The organism is uncultured Parabacteroides sp., assembly GCF_905196875.1.
GTDB lineage: Bacteria > Bacteroidota > Bacteroidia > Bacteroidales > Tannerellaceae > Parabacteroides.
On sequence record NZ_CAJJWO010000097.1, the window covers coordinates 1 to 16,064 of the forward strand.

Sequence of the window (16,064 nt, forward strand, 5' to 3'; positions counted from 1 at the left end):
TTAAGGGTGCGACATCCGGTACGATCACTGATCTGGATGGTAAATTCAATATCATTTGACCTAAATGGACTACACTTATTTTCTCTTTTATAGGATATACTACAAAGGAAGTGAAAATAGGAAACGAATCTATTTTAAATATCACTTTAAATGCTTCTACGGTTGGTCTGGATGAAGTTGTTGTTGTCGGCTACGGAACACAATCAAGAAGAACCATCACATCTGCCATTACTAAAGTTAGCGGAGATGCATTGAAAAATGTGCCGGTAAATACGATCGGAGAAGGTTTGAAAGGCAAAATCGCCGGAGCCAGATTGTATTCCAACAACAATACTCCGGGTGCAGATGCAACCATCCGCATCCGAGGTGGTTCCTCAATCAATAAAAGCAACGATCCGTTAATCCTTGTCGATGGTGTCGAACGTGCTTTTTCAGGTATCAACCCCAATGATATCGAGTCTATCGAAGTACTGAAAGATGCAGCATCCACTGCCATTTACGGATCAAGAGCTTCAAATGGTGTTATCCTGATCACGACGAAAAAAGGATCTGCGAACCAGGCTCCCCGGATCACGTTCGAAGCGAATGTGGCTTTACAACAGGCGGAAACATTATATGATTTCATGAGTGCCGAAGATTATCTGAGTATTGTCCGTCCTGCTGTTGCTGTCGGTCCGAATTCAAGATACAATTCGATGGATGGTTATTCCGCCAGTTCCGGTAATACAGCATCTTCCATCTATTCCACACGCTACCTGAGAGATGAAGAAAGCATTCCGACCGGATATAAATCGATGCCTGATCCGCTTGACCCAAGCAAGACTCTGATCTTTCAGGATAACAACTTTCAGGATGAAATCTATAAAAATGCCTTGTGGCAGAACTATTATGTAGGTATCGACGGAGGAAGCGATGCAGTCAGATACAACGCAAGTGTCGGCTATACGGATGATGGCGGTGTGGCTTTGGCTACCGATTATTCCCGCCTGAGTATGCGCAATAATCTGGATGTAAAAATCAACAGTAAATTATCTCTTGCTGCCGGTTTCGACTACTCCAAGACAAATTCATCTGAATATCCGAACCAAATGAATGTGATATCCAGAGGTCTGGCTACGCCACCCACACAAAAAAAATATAATGAAGACGGTACGCCGACCAAAGGTTACAACGCAACCTCTCCTAACCCGCTATGGTATCAATACTACAACGACCAGAGCAAAGAGGAAAAACGTTTGTCTGCCTTCGGTAAATTGACTTATCGTATTATTGACGGATTAAGAGCCGATGTGCAATTATCAACCTACAACCATCATTGGAGAAGCGACAGTTTTGAGAAAGCGAACGAATTCAGTGGCTTACGCACAACCACAGCAACATTTGGCGAACTGGACAGAAACAAACTGGAAGCATACGGTACATATAATAAGACGATCAAAGACCATTCTTTCTCCATCATGGCCGGTTATTCTTATCAAAAAGATAAAAACCAGACAATGGAAGCAACCGTCACAGGTGCAAGTTCCGACAAAGTACCGACATTAACAGCCGGTCCTAATAAGAAAGATGCCAAAAGCGACTTTACAGACGACGTTACAATCGGTTACTTCGGACGTTTATCTTATGATTTCCAGAAAAAGTACTTATTCTCGGCTACATTCAGGGAAGATGCTTCCTCACGTTTTGCCAGTGGCAACCAATGGGGCTTCTTTCCCGGTGCATCTGTCGGTTGGGTGATGTCGGACGAAAGTTTTATGCAAAATGCGAAAGTTATCGATAACCTGAAATGGCGTATCAGCTACGGTCAGACAGGAAACAATACGATCGGCTTGTATGATGCTTACGGCAAATACTCTACGGATGCCAAATACGATGGTGTAGCCGGCATTGTTCCTTCTACCATGCCTAATTTGGGGTTAACCTGGGAAGTTTCGACACAACTGGATGCCGGTTTCGATTTATCGATGTTTAACAACCGTTTAAACATCAATGCCGATTATTTCGACAAGAGAACCGACAATCTGCTATTCAGCAAAGAACTACCTAACACATCCGGTTTTGAAAACGTACAAACAAATATCGGTAAAGTCAAATTCTATGGCTTCGATATCGAAATAGGTTCTACCAACATCGAAACAAAAGATTTCACATGGACTTCCAAGTTTACCTGGAGTTTTGTAAAGAACAAAGTATTGAAATTGCCGGATAACGGCCGCGATAAAAACCGTATCGGCGGTATTACCTTAGCTGACGGAACTGCCTTTGGAGGAACCGCTGAAGGAGAATCCCTGTATAGCTATTATGGTTACGTTGTCGATCATATCCTTGAAACCCAGCAACAGGCGGATAATGCCATGTACGACAGCTCAGCCAAAGGTTACCGTCATTCGGATGGTAAGAATATAGCAGGACGCAAAGAAGTCGGCGATTACGAATGGAAGAACCGCGAAGGTAGCCAGACACGCGACGGAAAAGATTATATCGACAGCCAGGACCAATTCTTATTGGGTTACACTGTGCCTCATTCTACAGGTGGATTGAACAACAATTTCACATATAAGAATTTCACATTGAATATCTTCCTGGATTGGGCTTTGGGACATTCCATCAACAACAACTCTGAAATGCGTTATTTCATGAATACATTTGCCAATAACTATACCTTGATAGATGAAGTGAAACAATGTTGGACACAACCGGGTGATAACACTAAATATGCACGTTTCACAGCCAATGACCCGGATGACGGTAACGCAAACTTCAGTCGTACTTCCAATATATTCAATTATAAAGGTGATTATTTGTGTATCCGCGAGATTAGCCTGCAATATAATGTACCGACCAATAAGTTGGTCAAACTGGGTATTCAGAATCTTGCTTTCACACTGGCCGGTAATAATCTGTATTATTTTACAGCAGTAAAGGGAGTTTCTCCGGAAGTAGGAGCTTCTACTACTTATAATAAAGATTACTACAACTATCCTCCTATTCGCAAATACTCGATCGGAGTTAAAGTGACATTCTAAAAACAAAAGAATCTTTTAAGCTATAAAACAATAGTATTATGAAAATTAAGATAATAATATCAATATTACTGGCAGGAACTCTATTCGCTTCATGCCACGGTGACCTGGACATCGTTCAGAAAAGCGAAGTATCTGCCAACTCCATGTGGCAAGACGAAGGTGATGCTACTTCTGCGATGTACGGTATGTTCAATAAATTCAGGGCTGCTTTTAGTTCCGGCTACATTTACTGGGGCGAATATAGAACAGGACTTTGGGGAGACGGTTTAACCGGTCAGACAGATCGCGATCAGGTCTACCAAAACCAAATTCCTACCAGCCACGGATATGCAAACTGGAAAGATTTGTATACTACGATCAATAATGCGAACCTGATTCTGAAATACACTCCCGATATTGCCTTCAACAGCGAAGAGACAAAAAATAAGACCCTCGCAAACGCCTATTATGTAAGAGCATTCTGTTATTACTGGATCGGACGTATATGGGGCGATGCTCCGGTTTTACTGGATGGTTTCGAATCAGACCAGCAAGAAGGTTTATTCCCGACACGTCAACCGGCGGACGATGTATTCAGACAAGTAGGCGAAGATATCGACAATGCACTGGCTCTTATACCTACATCCGTTAAAGACCGGAATCTGGCATCACCAGGATCGATCAATATGTTGAAAGCCGATTACTATTTGTGGATGTATAAAGTTAGAAATGCTGGTGAATCAGCTTTGAATAACGCAAATACAGCTGTTCAGGCCGTGTTGGGTAATTCTGATTATTCCTTGGAAGAAGATTACGGAAATATCTTCTATAACGAACTTGGTAATGAGATTATATTTGCATGGAGTTATATTCAGGATGAATATACAGGCGGTTACCCAGGTGACTATCTGGTTCCCTCTCAATATGTGTCGGCCGAAGCTATAGAGAACCCGGTAAAAGTAGGAAGCCATCAACAATGGTGTTTCTACACGGAAGACTATAAGGCATTACTTTCAGAAAATAAAGATGATCAAAGAACGATCCTAAGTTTTGAAACTTATTTTGACGAGCCGAAGAATGCCACATTCCAGTGGATCAACAAATTTTCCGGAACATGGACAAACGGGACACGCATCTTCGATTCCGACATCATCGTATACCGCTATGCCGATGCAATCCTGTTTGATGCGGAGATCAAAATGGCAAAAAACGATCTATCCGGAGCTGTGGCTTCCCTGAACAGGATTGCCGAGCGGGCTTATGGCAAAGAAAACTTCTATCCTGCTACCATCTCTACGTCCGATCTGAACGAAGCGATCGTCACAGAACGTATGAAAGAATTTGCAGCCGAAGGCAAACTCTGGTGGGACTTTATCCGTCTGGGTGTCGTATTTAAGAAAGCTCCTTATCTGGTAGGCCGCGACAATGAACTGAACGTATTATTATGGCCAGTATCTCAGACTTCTATCAACAAGAATCCGAATATCACACAGACACCGGGCTACGACAAATAAATATTTATATGCACGTTATACATACTGGCAGAGAAACATTTCTCTGCCAGAGTTATGAGCCCGCAAATCTCTTTGAACCAGTTACAGGCCGTCATATCATTACCGAATTTTTTAATAAACAATCTCAAATCAATTTAAGTTATGAAGAAAATAATAGCAACTTGCTTTATCCTGCTGATGCAACTCTGTATTTCAGTACAAGCCCAGGAAACCCCAACAACCGATGTGTTTCAAAAAGGACAAGACGGCTATGCCTGTTTCCGTATCCCGGCTATTGTCCAGTCCAAAGCAGGCACCTTGCTGGCCTTTGCCGAAGCCCGGAAAAACAGTTGCTCGGATACCGGTAATATCGACCTGGTAGTTAAACGTTCGGAAGATGGTGGCAAAACCTGGAGCAAAGCAATTACTGTTTGGGACGACGGAGATAATGTATGCGGAAACCCCGCTCCTATTGTTGATCAGGAAACCGGACGCATTATTCTGGTAACCTGTTGGAATCTGGGAGAAGATCACGAAAAAGAGATCATAGACGGGAAAAGCAAAGACAGCCGTCGCATATATGTCCTCTCTTCGGATAACGACGGAATAAGCTGGTCTGCTCCCAAAGAAATCAGTTCTTCCGTAAAACATCCGGACTGGACATGGTATGCAACCGGCCCCTGTCATGGCATTCAACTGCAAAGCAAAAAGCATAAAGGACGGTTAGTCGTATCAGCCAATCATATGGTAGCCGGTACTAAAACATATCATTCCCAGATTATCTATTCCGACGACAAAGGTGAAACTTGGAAACTGGGCGGGATAGTCAGCAAACACGGAGGCAATGAGAGTAGTGTGACTGAACTTAAAAACGGAGACCTTATGTTGAATATGCGGAACTACAACCGAGAAGAAAGTAAATCGCGCAGCTACGTTATCAGTAAAGATGGTGGAGAAACCGTTTCTGAAATGCAATATCTGCCGGAGTTGATAGAACCCATTTGCCAAGGAAGCACGTTAAACTACATGAAGAACGGCAAAGTAAGCAATAATATCCTATTCTCGAATCCTGCATCAACGGATAAAAGGGAGAAAATGACAATCAAGTTGAGTCTGAATAATGGTAAAACATGGCCATATGCTTTCCTGATCTATCCCGGCCCCTCAGCCTATTCCGATTTAGTGAATCTGCCAAATGGAAACATCGGGCTGCTATACGAATATGGTACCGACAATGCATACGAGAAAATAGGCTTCACCAGTATCTCTTTCGAGACTCTGAAGAAACACTGATCCAGTACCATAAATACAATAAAAAGGCAGAGATTAATTACCTCTGCCTTTTATAATCAAACAAAACAATCTTCTTAACAGGATTTGCCTGTCATAATATCTAATACCAATTTGTCCGTTGCCTCCATACCTACGGAACCGATAGCCGTTAGGTTGGTGATCGATTTGTCCACATCTTCGTCAATAATACCTTCGACCGGGGTCACCACCTTATTTTCCATTGCCATCAATGCCGAGATCATTGCCGTAGAGACACCGCTCGACACTTTCAGGGCACAACTAGGTTTCGCACCGTCACAGATCATGCCCGTGATATTTCCGATCATATTCTTAATAGCATAAGAAATCTGTGTCTTATCCCCTCCCATCAGATAAGTGATACCGCAACTCGAACCTGTGGCAGCAACAACGCATCCGCACAAAGCTGAAAGACGTCCCAGGCTCTGTTTGATATAAATGACCATCAGATGGCTAAGCATCAGGGCACGGATCAGTTGCTCTTCCGTACACTCAATATCCTCGGCAAACGATAGAACCGGAAGCGTAGCGGCAATCCCCTGGTTTCCACTGCCGGAATTACTCATTACCGGGATCATTGCACCATCCATACGGGCATCGCAGGCAGCGGCAGTCATCACCAGCATGTGCGTATAGGCAGAGTCACCCATGTATTTTTTACCGAACTCGCCCGATACCGTCTTACTTACGGTATGTCCGTAATGTCCCAGCATGGAAGCCTGTGCTGCTTTCTTGTTCAGATCGGCTGTTTCGAGGATAAAGCGGATTTCGTCTACCGGCATTTCCATCGCAAACTCGTAGACCGTCGAGAAAGACAGTTTCAATTCATCCTCCGGACAGACGGCATCGCAATGCAACTCCTTTCGTTCGTCGGTCAAAACTACGCCATTTTTCTCTACATATATTATATGTGTATGCTCATGACAGATGATTACCCTCGAAGTTTCCTCACCGGCTGTACAGATTATTTCGATATATAGTTTGTCTACATTCTCCTTTAAAGCGATATGGATAAGCTTATCTTCAATCATAGTTTTACCGGCTTGCAACGCTTCGGGAGTTATGTCGCGAAGTACTTCCAGTCCGTAAGCAGACTTTCCGATCAGGGTTCCGAGGGCGATTGCGATAGGCAGTCCTACCATTCCTGTACCGGGTATCCCTACTCCCATTGCGTTCTTCAGAATATTGGCACTAAGTAATACCTCTATCTTCTCCGGACGGCATCCCAACACTTCTGCCGCTTTCGCTGCGGCCAGAGCTACGGCCACCGGTTCAGTACAACCGATAGCGGGAATTACCTCCTGATGTATGAGGGATATAATTTGTGATTTTGTCGTGTTATCCATGAAAACGATGTTTTATGCGTTAGATTGTGGCAAAGGTAATGATTTAATTAATTCCCGGACTTTATATGATTAAAATTATCACTTATTTTCGATTGAAACGTCAGATACAAAATGATTTGTAATTAATGTTATACGTTTCGCCAAATCCGGAATGAATATAATAAATTCGCAGCGCCCGACTTGAGAGCGGGAAGAGACTAAATGAATTAAAAATAAAAGATTGTTTATGGAAAGGAAAAAGTTTATTTTCTACGGGTTAGCCATGCTCGTAGCGTTATTACTAGTGGCTAAAATACTGGTACCGGCATCGCCTCCGACTTCTTCACCACCGGAAAGCCTGTTGCTTGAAAACGACGACCTTCTGGGACGTGCACTTCCCTCACTCGAATATATCCGGACTCACCAACCGGAAGATATTCCTTTTTTACATTCCGTATCTGTTTATTCTCACAACGACTCATTAAAACTGGATTACTGTTATCCCGATACACTTGTCACCAGACTTATCTCCCCGATTTTTGCACCCTCTACCCAAGCTCATCATCCGGAGTTTCATTATCAGACATTCCTTGCAACCATACCGGAAGGCGAAGAAAGCTTTTTTAATATAGAATATCCGGAATTATGGATACCGGCAGTCATTTATGTAGTATTCTTCCTTTTTCTACTAACAATACGAGGAATTTGCCTTATAGCAGGAAAAGTCCGCCGGAAATGGGTACAGATTGACAGCAATGTGCCACAATCCCTTCCCTGTCGTTGGGGAAAAGGGCAATGGATACAAATCACAGAAACAGGGATTTATATATGTATCAGTGCATTTATCATGACTGGATTACTTTCCATGTCACCAATTCCAAAATGGCTGGGTAACAGTCACAGGGAAACAGAAGAAAGTAAGCTACATCCCCCTCTCCGGCTGGAAAGTTTTAATATGGACCCCGGCAAACTGCTTCAACCGAATGCTTATGGTATATCGGCTACAGGTGGCGAGAAAGTCTGCATGCTAAAACTAAGTTCGTACCTGGATAAACCACTGGTGGAAATTATCCGGCAGAAAGATAACAGTACAATACAATCGGAGTACATTTATGCAGCAAATAATACTCCGCAACGCTTTGTCATTAGCCGTCCCGATATCCTCCATTCATTGGAGAAACTCTATGGCACATCTATCCCTCTATTAAAAATATCATTATTAGAGGAATATGACGAATATTACCGACCTGACCCTACACTCAAAAGTTTGCCGTTACCTGCATATAAAGTGGAAATAGATAACAAGGCACAAGACCTTTACTATTTTCCATCTTCTGCACCTACATATTATCATTATAACTCGAACACGAAATTACGAAAGAAGATATCTTCCTTACCGGCATGGTAACATGAAATGAACCATGCCTCTATATACATTTGTTCTATTATTTCACTAATATAAAATAGTATGGTAAATGTATCAGTAAAAGTAAAGCGAAAAACCTCCGTCACAGCAGGTAAAAAAATGCCCCTTTTCCTGCAGGTCATATGCAACCGCAAGGTAAAAAGGATTGTATTAGCACTGAAAGTGACTGAAGATGAATGGCAACAGGACATCGGTACTGTTGCTATTCCCTCTCATGCCGGAAACAAACGCGTTGAAGAACTGCTGGACATCAGGGAAACACTCGAACAGGATCTTAAAGAGATGGACAGAGTGATCGATTTCCTGAACGAAAAAGACGATTGTACGGCAGAAAGGATCATCAAAGGGTTTCAGTTGTCGAAACGGTATACGCTATGGCTCGAATATATCCAGCTCGTTATTGAAAAGAAAAAAGAGATGCGTGCCGAAACGACGATCCGCAACTATCAGAGTTCATACAAAGCCTTTTATGAGTTTTGTAATGGAGAGGATATGCCCGTCAGGGATATAGACGAAGACGTCATTATGAATTTCGAGAAATATCTACAGATGAAGGGGATCTCAAAAAACACCATTGCCTTCTACTGTCGCAACCTCAAAGCCGTATGGAATACGGCAGTCAGGGAACACATCGTCGAGCACCGTCCCTCTCCTTTTCGTAATATCAACACCAGGATAGAAAAAACGGAGAAAAGGGCCATAAAAGAGAAATATATCCATAAACTGAAAGAACTGAATATAGAAAATTCACCGGGGCTTTCACTGGCACGCGACCTTTTCCTCTTCTGCTTTTTTGTACGTGGGATGACATTTGTCGATCTGGCTTACCTTACGCCGGCCAACATTCATGGTAATCAACTAATCTACGTACGGAAAAAAACCGGACAGGTTCTTAAAGTGGAACTACTTCCTGTTATGCTGAAGATCATACGGAAATATCATGTTCCCGGACAATATTACCTTTTCCCTATCCTTAAAAACAAGGATGCCTCCTGGAAGGAATACGACAGTGCACTCCGGCTACAGAATAAGCGGCTTAAAATCATAGGGGATCAAATAGGCACTCATTTGTCTACCTATGTAGCCCGCCATAGCTGGGCTAGCATTGCCAAACAAAAAGGAATATCGGAGGAGATCATTTCCGATTGTATGGGACATACTTCCATAGATACAACCCGCATCTATATCGCATCACTGGATAATTCAAAACTAGACAGAGCAAACAGGATAGTAATAACGAGAAAAGAACATATTAAATCGCATTATAAAAACAAGGTGATATAGACCGTGTGGTATTCTGTCTATTTGTAAGAGATGGAACGGATATTTCTTTGTTCTGTTAAAACGTGACAAAAATAGTAAGGTTTTCTTGAATAGCCAAGGTTTCTTCTGTTTTTTTACGCATAACAGTCCATAATATTCAATCTAAGTGTGAATATTATTACAGTTTTTAAGGAAAGACAATACTATTATCTGTACTCTCCCTGACCATCTATTGGCCTTTATTTCAACTTCAAACGCTCCGTTACATACTACTAATCAATTGTTTACAGATTGTTTCACAAAACCAGAAAACGAGAACACATGATTATCATGCTTACTATCAAGTCTCATTCTCTCGTTTGCTCATTTCTCCAAACTTTTAAAACAAAGCGACAAGGGAAACAAGCCTATTTAGATTAAATACCAGTAAAGTGTGTTGTTCTACCTCGACTTTCCGGCATTTTGTTTCACGAAATGTTTCACGATCCATTTTTGACTACTCCTTAAATAGTCGAAAAGCTTTAATTATCCATACATGGAAATAACACTCTTCGCACGAGTCCATCTCTTACAAATAGACGGAACGAAATTTCACCATACAAAATATAGGGTATATGCAAAGAGAACTCCACATATTACTGTTTGTTATTTTCTGTTTACCGATCGGTATTCACTCACAACAGACTGCGCTGAAAACAAACATGCTATTCTGGGCAACCTCAACTCCCAATGCAGGTGTTGAGTTCGGTATTACACGAAATGTGACAATCGACGTATGGGGTGCCTATAATGCATGGAAATTCCACAATGAAATGAAATTAAACCTTTACCTCATACAACCCGAAGTCAGATATTGGTTCTGTCGCAAGTTTGAAGGACATTTTTTTGGCCTGCATGGTCATTACGGACATTTCAATATCGGACAAATCCCTTTTATTTCCGGATTAAAGAACTACGTCTTACGTGGCGACCTCTACGGTGGCGGTGTTACATACGGTTATCATTGGGCCCTCGGCCAGCGATGGGGCATCGAAGCGATGATAGGTGGCGGATATGCCTATATGAAATATGACAAATACCGGTGTGCCGAATGCGCCGAACGGGTCGGGAGCTACACACGGAGTTATATAGGACCTACCCGCCTGGGCTTTTCCGTTATTTATTTTCTACGTTAATAAAGGTCTGATGAATATGAATAGTATAAATTATATAATACGGACAACTCTGCTAGTGATATCGATAGCCATTTGGAACACGAATATAGTGGCCGAAGGAGTCCGGATCATTCCCCGATCATTTGCCGTACGCAACGATAGTTTGCATCTGCTTCTTGATATGGATTTGAATAGTGTGCATGTCAATTCTTTGACGGCAGTATCATTTATTCCTATTCTTCAGGCAGCAAACGAACAGGTAGGTAGAATAGAACTTCCGCCGGTTATTGTAACAGGCAGCAAACGGTTTCGTTTCGAACGGAGAGAAAGAGCATTAGCAGTCGGACAAATACCGGTAATACCTTACCGGGTGCTGCTAGACAAACAGCAAACAGGTTCTAAAAATATACAATACCGTATCGCCATACCTTACGCCTCCTGGATGCAAAAAGCCTCACTCCTGCTCCGTCAGGAAGTAAAAGACTGTTGCGATCAGCAAGTATTGGGAATAGATACATTGACTAAAAACCTGATTCCCGTGCTTGATACGGGGTCACAAGAACACAGAGCGGTAATTGCTCCTAAGGAAAATAACTATACTGCTAGTGCCTCTGCGCCCCCGCGTCAAGCGCGGGGACAGGTGAGCGTTCAAGCAAAAACACCCGATTATTCATCCATGGTATCGTTCCTTCGACCCGGCTACGGGCAGGAAAAGAAAGAGAGAGTGCAGAGTGCGACCCTCTATATCGACTATCCGCTGGGAAAAGACGAGGTATATCCGGATTTCAAGAATAACCGGGAAGAAATAAACAAAATAGACGCGATCCTGTATCCGCTTCTGTCTGATGGCTTCTCTGAACTCGAACGTATACAAATAAGAGGATATGCTTCCCCCGACGGTCCTTACGGAGATAACGAAAAACTCTCGGCCAACCGCTCCCGCCTATTCGCTGACTATGTGAAGGAAGCTTACGATATCCCTTCGCGCCTGTTCAATGTCTCGTCGGTTGCAGAAGACTGGAACGGCCTGAAAGAGCTGCTCCGTAAGGCTGCACCTCCGTATGCTCCGGCCGCATTGAAGACTATCGATCGATACGGTATATTCAACGGCCGCGAGAAACAGTTGATGGATTTGCAGGGAGGTGCCCCTTATAAAGATATGTTGCGCCGCTTCTTCCCAAAACTGCGCCGTATCGAAATCGTGGTGGAGTATCGCATACGGAAACTCAACGATAGCGAAATAGCGGAAATGATCTACACCCATCCCGACCTGATGAGTCTGGAAGAGATCTATGCCGTTGCCCGGTATTACCGTCCCGGAACCGACCAGTATCGCGAAGTATACGAAATAGCCGCTTTCCATTTTCCTGATGATGTAATAGCGAATGTGAATGCTGCTTCGGCGGTTATGCTGACCGGTGACCGGGAGTCGGCCTGGAACTATTTGCGCAAAGCGGAAGCCGATCCGCGTTCGTGGAATAATATGGGCGTACTGACCCTGATGGAAGGAGATCCGGAAGGCGCAGCCGTATGGTTTCGTAAAGCAGTAGGCGTAGAACCCCGGAAAGCCCGGCAAAATCTGGAAATAGCAGAAAGCTATTAAATAAGAGAAAAGTGGATAAACTAATTTACATAATACTGATAAGCATGTTGACAGGATGCGCTTTTGGCGACGAACCTTCCGTATGCCCCTATAATATAAGGTTGGAATACTGGTATGCCGGCAGTAACGTGGAAAATACGCTGCCGATCTATGTAGACAATCTCCGGCAATTCCTTTTCGACGGAGAAGGGAAACTGGTGGCTACCTCTATCCTGCAAGGCGACAGTATAACCGGATGGAGCGGCGAGCTTCCCGACGGACATTATACAATGGTCCTTTGGGGTAATCTCGGAGACGAAAACAAAATGCCGGTAGACATACTCCCGGATAATAATGCTTCACTCAACGAAATGTCGATCAGTGCCGTTACGGAAGGCGTGCCTCCCGGTTTCCGGGGAAATACCGGACGGTTATATTATGGTACGGCCACCTTTGAAGTGGAGAAGGGGGTAACCCTGCGGCAACGTGTTTATCTCTCGCATGCACACGCCGTACTCACAATGACAGTCCGTTGGATGGCGGATGCACCGCCCGAAGGCGGTACTTACCGGATGCGGCTGAAAGGTATCCCCGCAGTTTACGGTTTTACCGGACAGTGGGAAAATACCACTCCCGGCGGCGATGGCGTTTATACCATTCCCCGCATCGGTGGCGTTATCACTTACCACGAAACAAGGGCATCCATGAATTTCGACGGGGAGGTGAACGGCGAATTCGTCACCTTCCGCTATATGTCGGGAACTCATCAGATGTGGAGCCTTTGGCGGGACGGAGTACAAATCGTAAAAGAACTCGACCTCAACAGTTTCTTCCAGAAAATTCCGATGGATATGAATACGAATATGGAGCAGGAATTCGATCTGCTGGTCACAGTCTACAAAGACAAGATTATCGTTACCCAATCGACAGCGGCCGACTGGGATGAAGGAGGAACAATCGGATAAACGAACATACTTTAAAACAAACGAATATGAAACTAGTATTAAAATGCACAGCACTCATGCTGGCAGCCTTACTGGCAGGCTGTACGGAAGAGGTTCAGAACGGCGAAGGCAACCTGCCTAAACCGGATGATACCGACAGTGGCGGACGTCGTGAAGTCCTGCTCACACTAAAGAACAAGCTAGTCTTGAAAGATGCTTCCACCAAAGCGGAAACACCGATTGCAACCACGGAAGAGAATAAAATCGCTACGCTCGATGTATATGTTTTCGCTTCTGCCGAAGAGAATGGCACATATACCTACCAGGAGCGTTTCGCTTATCGTGCCGATGGCAGCAATTTACCGTCGGGAGCAACCGAACTCGAGCTGACACCCGGCAAAGACGACACCCAGACAACCGGGCTATTGAACTTAAAAAAGGGATTGTACGTCAAGCTATACGCTATTGCCAACCAAGCTACATTGGTAGACCCTGCCCACGAAGACCAAACGGTAGCCGATGATACGTTTGTTCCGATTACTTTTAATGAGCCCGGCAAACAGGGAACAACGATAGCTGCCATCGGTCAACCGGATGAAGCTACTTTCCTTGCCTATCATACTCCACTGTTGGATGCCGCAACAGAAAGCGATATACTTGGCACTCCCCTTGCCATGTCGGGTGCTTATACGACTCCGCTCGACCTGACAGATTTCGAAAACTCCGCCCGTATGCAGATCGGTTTTAAGCTGACCCGTCTGGCTGCCCGTTTCGATATCGTGAACAATGCTGAAACATCCCGTTTCACCATAGAAAGCATTTCAATGGCTAAAGGCCGTAAGGGAGCTACCTTCTTCCCTATCCGCGTTTTCGGACAGACACCGGAAGCCGCAGCCAACGAACTTATCACCTATCCTGCCCGTGCCTTCGACGGCGAAAAGGCAAACAAAGGAACACAAACAGGAGCCTTTTATACCTATCCCTCTCCTAGCAAAGACAACGGCTATATCATACTGAAAGGAACCTATCAGGTAAATAAAACGGAAACTAAAGAGGTTACTTACCAGATACCTTTTATACAAGAAACAGCCGACGGCGGCTCTACCTTCCTAGAAATAAATAACAATCACCGTTATACGATCGGCATTACCGAAGCGGACGATTATCATTTGGATTTCACACTGACCGTTGCCGACTGGGCGGATGATGGAAGTATTGATGAATATAAACCGGAAGACGGAAGCGGAGAAACTAAAATAACTATACCTCCTACATTTGATGGAGATACCCAATATGATCCGGATACGCGTACTATTAGCATGTCACTCAAAGAGAACAGTAACTTTAGTGTAGATATCCAGACGAATTCAGCACTTACCATACAAAAAACGTACGTCGGAGGATTAGAAGCCCAGCAATATGACTGGTTGGAAATATCAGAACCCACAATAACAGAAGTAACAAAAGCAATTATGACAGGGTACTCCTATACATTCACAAAGAAAGCCGGTTATGACAAACCCAACTTCCCTCGTGCGGTAGTACGTTTTACAAATGCAATGGATGGCTCAGAAACAGTCTTATTTGTCGAAGCTGTTTCGGCTCCACAAGTAGATGCAACTCAACAAACAGTTGGGAACTTCAATACATTCAACGCAGAGCAACAAACGGCATCTATGTACAAAATTTCAAATAGCGAAATAAAAGCAAGCATAACTTGTCCCAATGGCGTAACGGTGGGCAATCATCCTAGTTGGTTAAGTATAGAAACTATTGAAACTGTCGGGACAAAAACAACTTATCAATTCACAATCAATGCATCTACGCCCGAAGATATAAGTGATAAGGAAGGGACTGTGACTTTTCTGAACACAAAGGATAATAATCAGACCACAACAATTACTATCACTTTACTCAGTGCAAAAATTGTAGCAGAAGATCTATCTGTAACAGCAGCTACGAGTGGTTCTCACACTATTCCTATTACTTCACCTCTTGGAATCAAAGCCGAAGTAACAAACTGGGGCCCTGGAGGTGGAGAATGGTTTACCATGACTAATAACGCAACAGAAGGAGGCAACAAAAATCTTACAATTACCCTTAAAAGTTCAAATACAACGACGGTAATGAAAGAAGCTACTATTAAGCTGACAAACAAACATACCGGTGGAGGAGATAAAGAGATTAAGGTAACGCCTGAAAATTTTGCAGTAACGCTGTCTTCTACTGGTAAAACTTTAGGAAATGTTATAAACGAAAACTCAACATCAACCACATTCAATGTAACAAGTGCAGGAGATTTTACTTATTCGATAGCTAATTCTAACATTGCTACTCTTTCACAAGAGGGTAATACGATAACAGTTACTGCAAAGAAAACGGGAAGCACAACTATTACTGTCAAAAGTAAATCAGATACTAATAAGACTTCAACTTACTCTATAGCAGTAAGCATCGACTTAAACGGAGAGCCTGTATGGAAATACGACGGATTATATATAGCTAAGACTTCAGGTCCAAGAGTAGCATGGACTACTTCTTATTGTAGTGGTCTTGGATCA

The 16,064-nt window shown here is 43.5% G+C and carries 10 protein-coding genes; 9 read left to right on the forward strand and 1 reads right to left on the reverse strand.

Features of this window, described 5'->3' with window-relative positions; translation table 11 throughout:
• Positions 1-77 precede the first annotated feature (77 nt).
• The 3 genes from QZ076_RS20280 to QZ076_RS20290 all read left to right on the forward strand — a co-directional run bounded on the left by QZ076_RS20280 (position 78) and on the right by QZ076_RS20290 (position 5,791).
• The gene (locus tag QZ076_RS20280; RefSeq protein WP_293716818.1) at positions 78-3,026 is read left to right on the forward strand and encodes a TonB-dependent receptor; all 2,949 of its coding nucleotides are present in this window, start codon (positions 78-80) and stop codon (positions 3,024-3,026) included.
• A gap of 38 nt (positions 3,027-3,064) precedes the next feature.
• On the forward strand, positions 3,065-4,519 hold the full coding sequence (locus tag QZ076_RS20285; RefSeq protein ID WP_293716800.1) for a RagB/SusD family nutrient uptake outer membrane protein: 1,455 nt from the start codon (positions 3,065-3,067) through the stop codon (positions 4,517-4,519).
• A gap of 141 nt (positions 4,520-4,660) precedes the next feature.
• Positions 4,661-5,791 carry a sialidase family protein gene (locus tag QZ076_RS20290; protein WP_293716802.1) on the forward strand — a complete coding sequence of 377 codons (1,131 nt, stop codon included), beginning with the start codon at positions 4,661-4,663 and terminating at the stop codon, positions 5,789-5,791.
• 74 nt (positions 5,792-5,865) lie between these two features.
• On the opposite strand, the gene QZ076_RS20295 is transcribed toward QZ076_RS20290, so the two are convergent.
• The gene (locus QZ076_RS20295; RefSeq protein WP_293716804.1) at positions 5,866-7,155 is read right to left on the reverse strand and encodes an L-serine ammonia-lyase, iron-sulfur-dependent, subunit alpha; all 1,290 of its coding nucleotides are present in this window, start codon (positions 7,153-7,155) and stop codon (positions 5,866-5,868) included.
• Between the two features lie 226 nt (positions 7,156-7,381).
• Here QZ076_RS20295 and QZ076_RS20300 point away from each other — a divergent pair, with 226 nt between their 5' ends.
• From QZ076_RS20300 to QZ076_RS20325, 6 genes are all read left to right on the forward strand, one after another.
• Positions 7,382-8,542, forward strand: a complete 1,161-nt coding sequence (locus QZ076_RS20300; RefSeq protein ID WP_293716806.1) for a hypothetical protein — start codon at positions 7,382-7,384, stop codon at positions 8,540-8,542.
• Positions 8,543-8,602: 60 nt separating this feature from the next.
• A complete protein-coding gene (locus QZ076_RS20305) occupies positions 8,603-9,844 on the forward strand; it encodes a site-specific integrase (protein ID WP_293716808.1) in 1,242 nt (413 codons plus the stop codon).
• Between the two features lie 593 nt (positions 9,845-10,437).
• Positions 10,438-10,998: a DUF3575 domain-containing protein gene (locus tag QZ076_RS20310; RefSeq protein ID WP_293716810.1), complete on the forward strand. Its 561-nt coding sequence runs from the start codon at positions 10,438-10,440 to the stop codon at positions 10,996-10,998.
• 16 nt (positions 10,999-11,014) lie between these two features.
• On the forward strand, positions 11,015-12,580 hold the full coding sequence (locus tag QZ076_RS20315) for a DUF3868 domain-containing protein (protein ID WP_293716812.1): 1,566 nt from the start codon (positions 11,015-11,017) through the stop codon (positions 12,578-12,580).
• Positions 12,581-12,624: 44 nt separating this feature from the next.
• Positions 12,625-13,524 (forward strand): FimB/Mfa2 family fimbrial subunit, encoded by a 900-nt coding sequence (locus QZ076_RS20320; RefSeq protein WP_293716814.1) that lies wholly within the window; start codon positions 12,625-12,627, stop codon positions 13,522-13,524.
• Between the two features lie 26 nt (positions 13,525-13,550).
• Positions 13,551-16,064, forward strand: a 2,514-nt coding sequence (locus QZ076_RS20325) for an Ig-like domain-containing protein (RefSeq protein WP_293716816.1), incomplete at its 3' end; no start/stop codon positions are given.

Coding starts and splice junctions, on each gene's coding strand:
- QZ076_RS20285 (WP_293716800.1), top strand. CDS start 3,065: ATGAAAATTAAGATAATAATATCAATATTACTGGCAGGAACTCTATTC.
- QZ076_RS20290 (WP_293716802.1), top strand. CDS start 4,661: ATGAAGAAAATAATAGCAACTTGCTTTATCCTGCTGATGCAACTCTGT.
- QZ076_RS20295 (WP_293716804.1), bottom strand. CDS start 7,155: ATGGATAACACGACAAAATCACAAATTATATCCCTCATACATCAGGAG.
- QZ076_RS20300 (WP_293716806.1), top strand. CDS start 7,382: ATGGAAAGGAAAAAGTTTATTTTCTACGGGTTAGCCATGCTCGTAGCG.
- QZ076_RS20305 (WP_293716808.1), top strand. CDS start 8,603: ATGGTAAATGTATCAGTAAAAGTAAAGCGAAAAACCTCCGTCACAGCA.
- QZ076_RS20310 (WP_293716810.1), top strand. CDS start 10,438: ATGCAAAGAGAACTCCACATATTACTGTTTGTTATTTTCTGTTTACCG.
- QZ076_RS20315 (WP_293716812.1), top strand. CDS start 11,015: ATGAATAGTATAAATTATATAATACGGACAACTCTGCTAGTGATATCG.
- QZ076_RS20320 (WP_293716814.1), top strand. CDS start 12,625: ATGTTGACAGGATGCGCTTTTGGCGACGAACCTTCCGTATGCCCCTAT.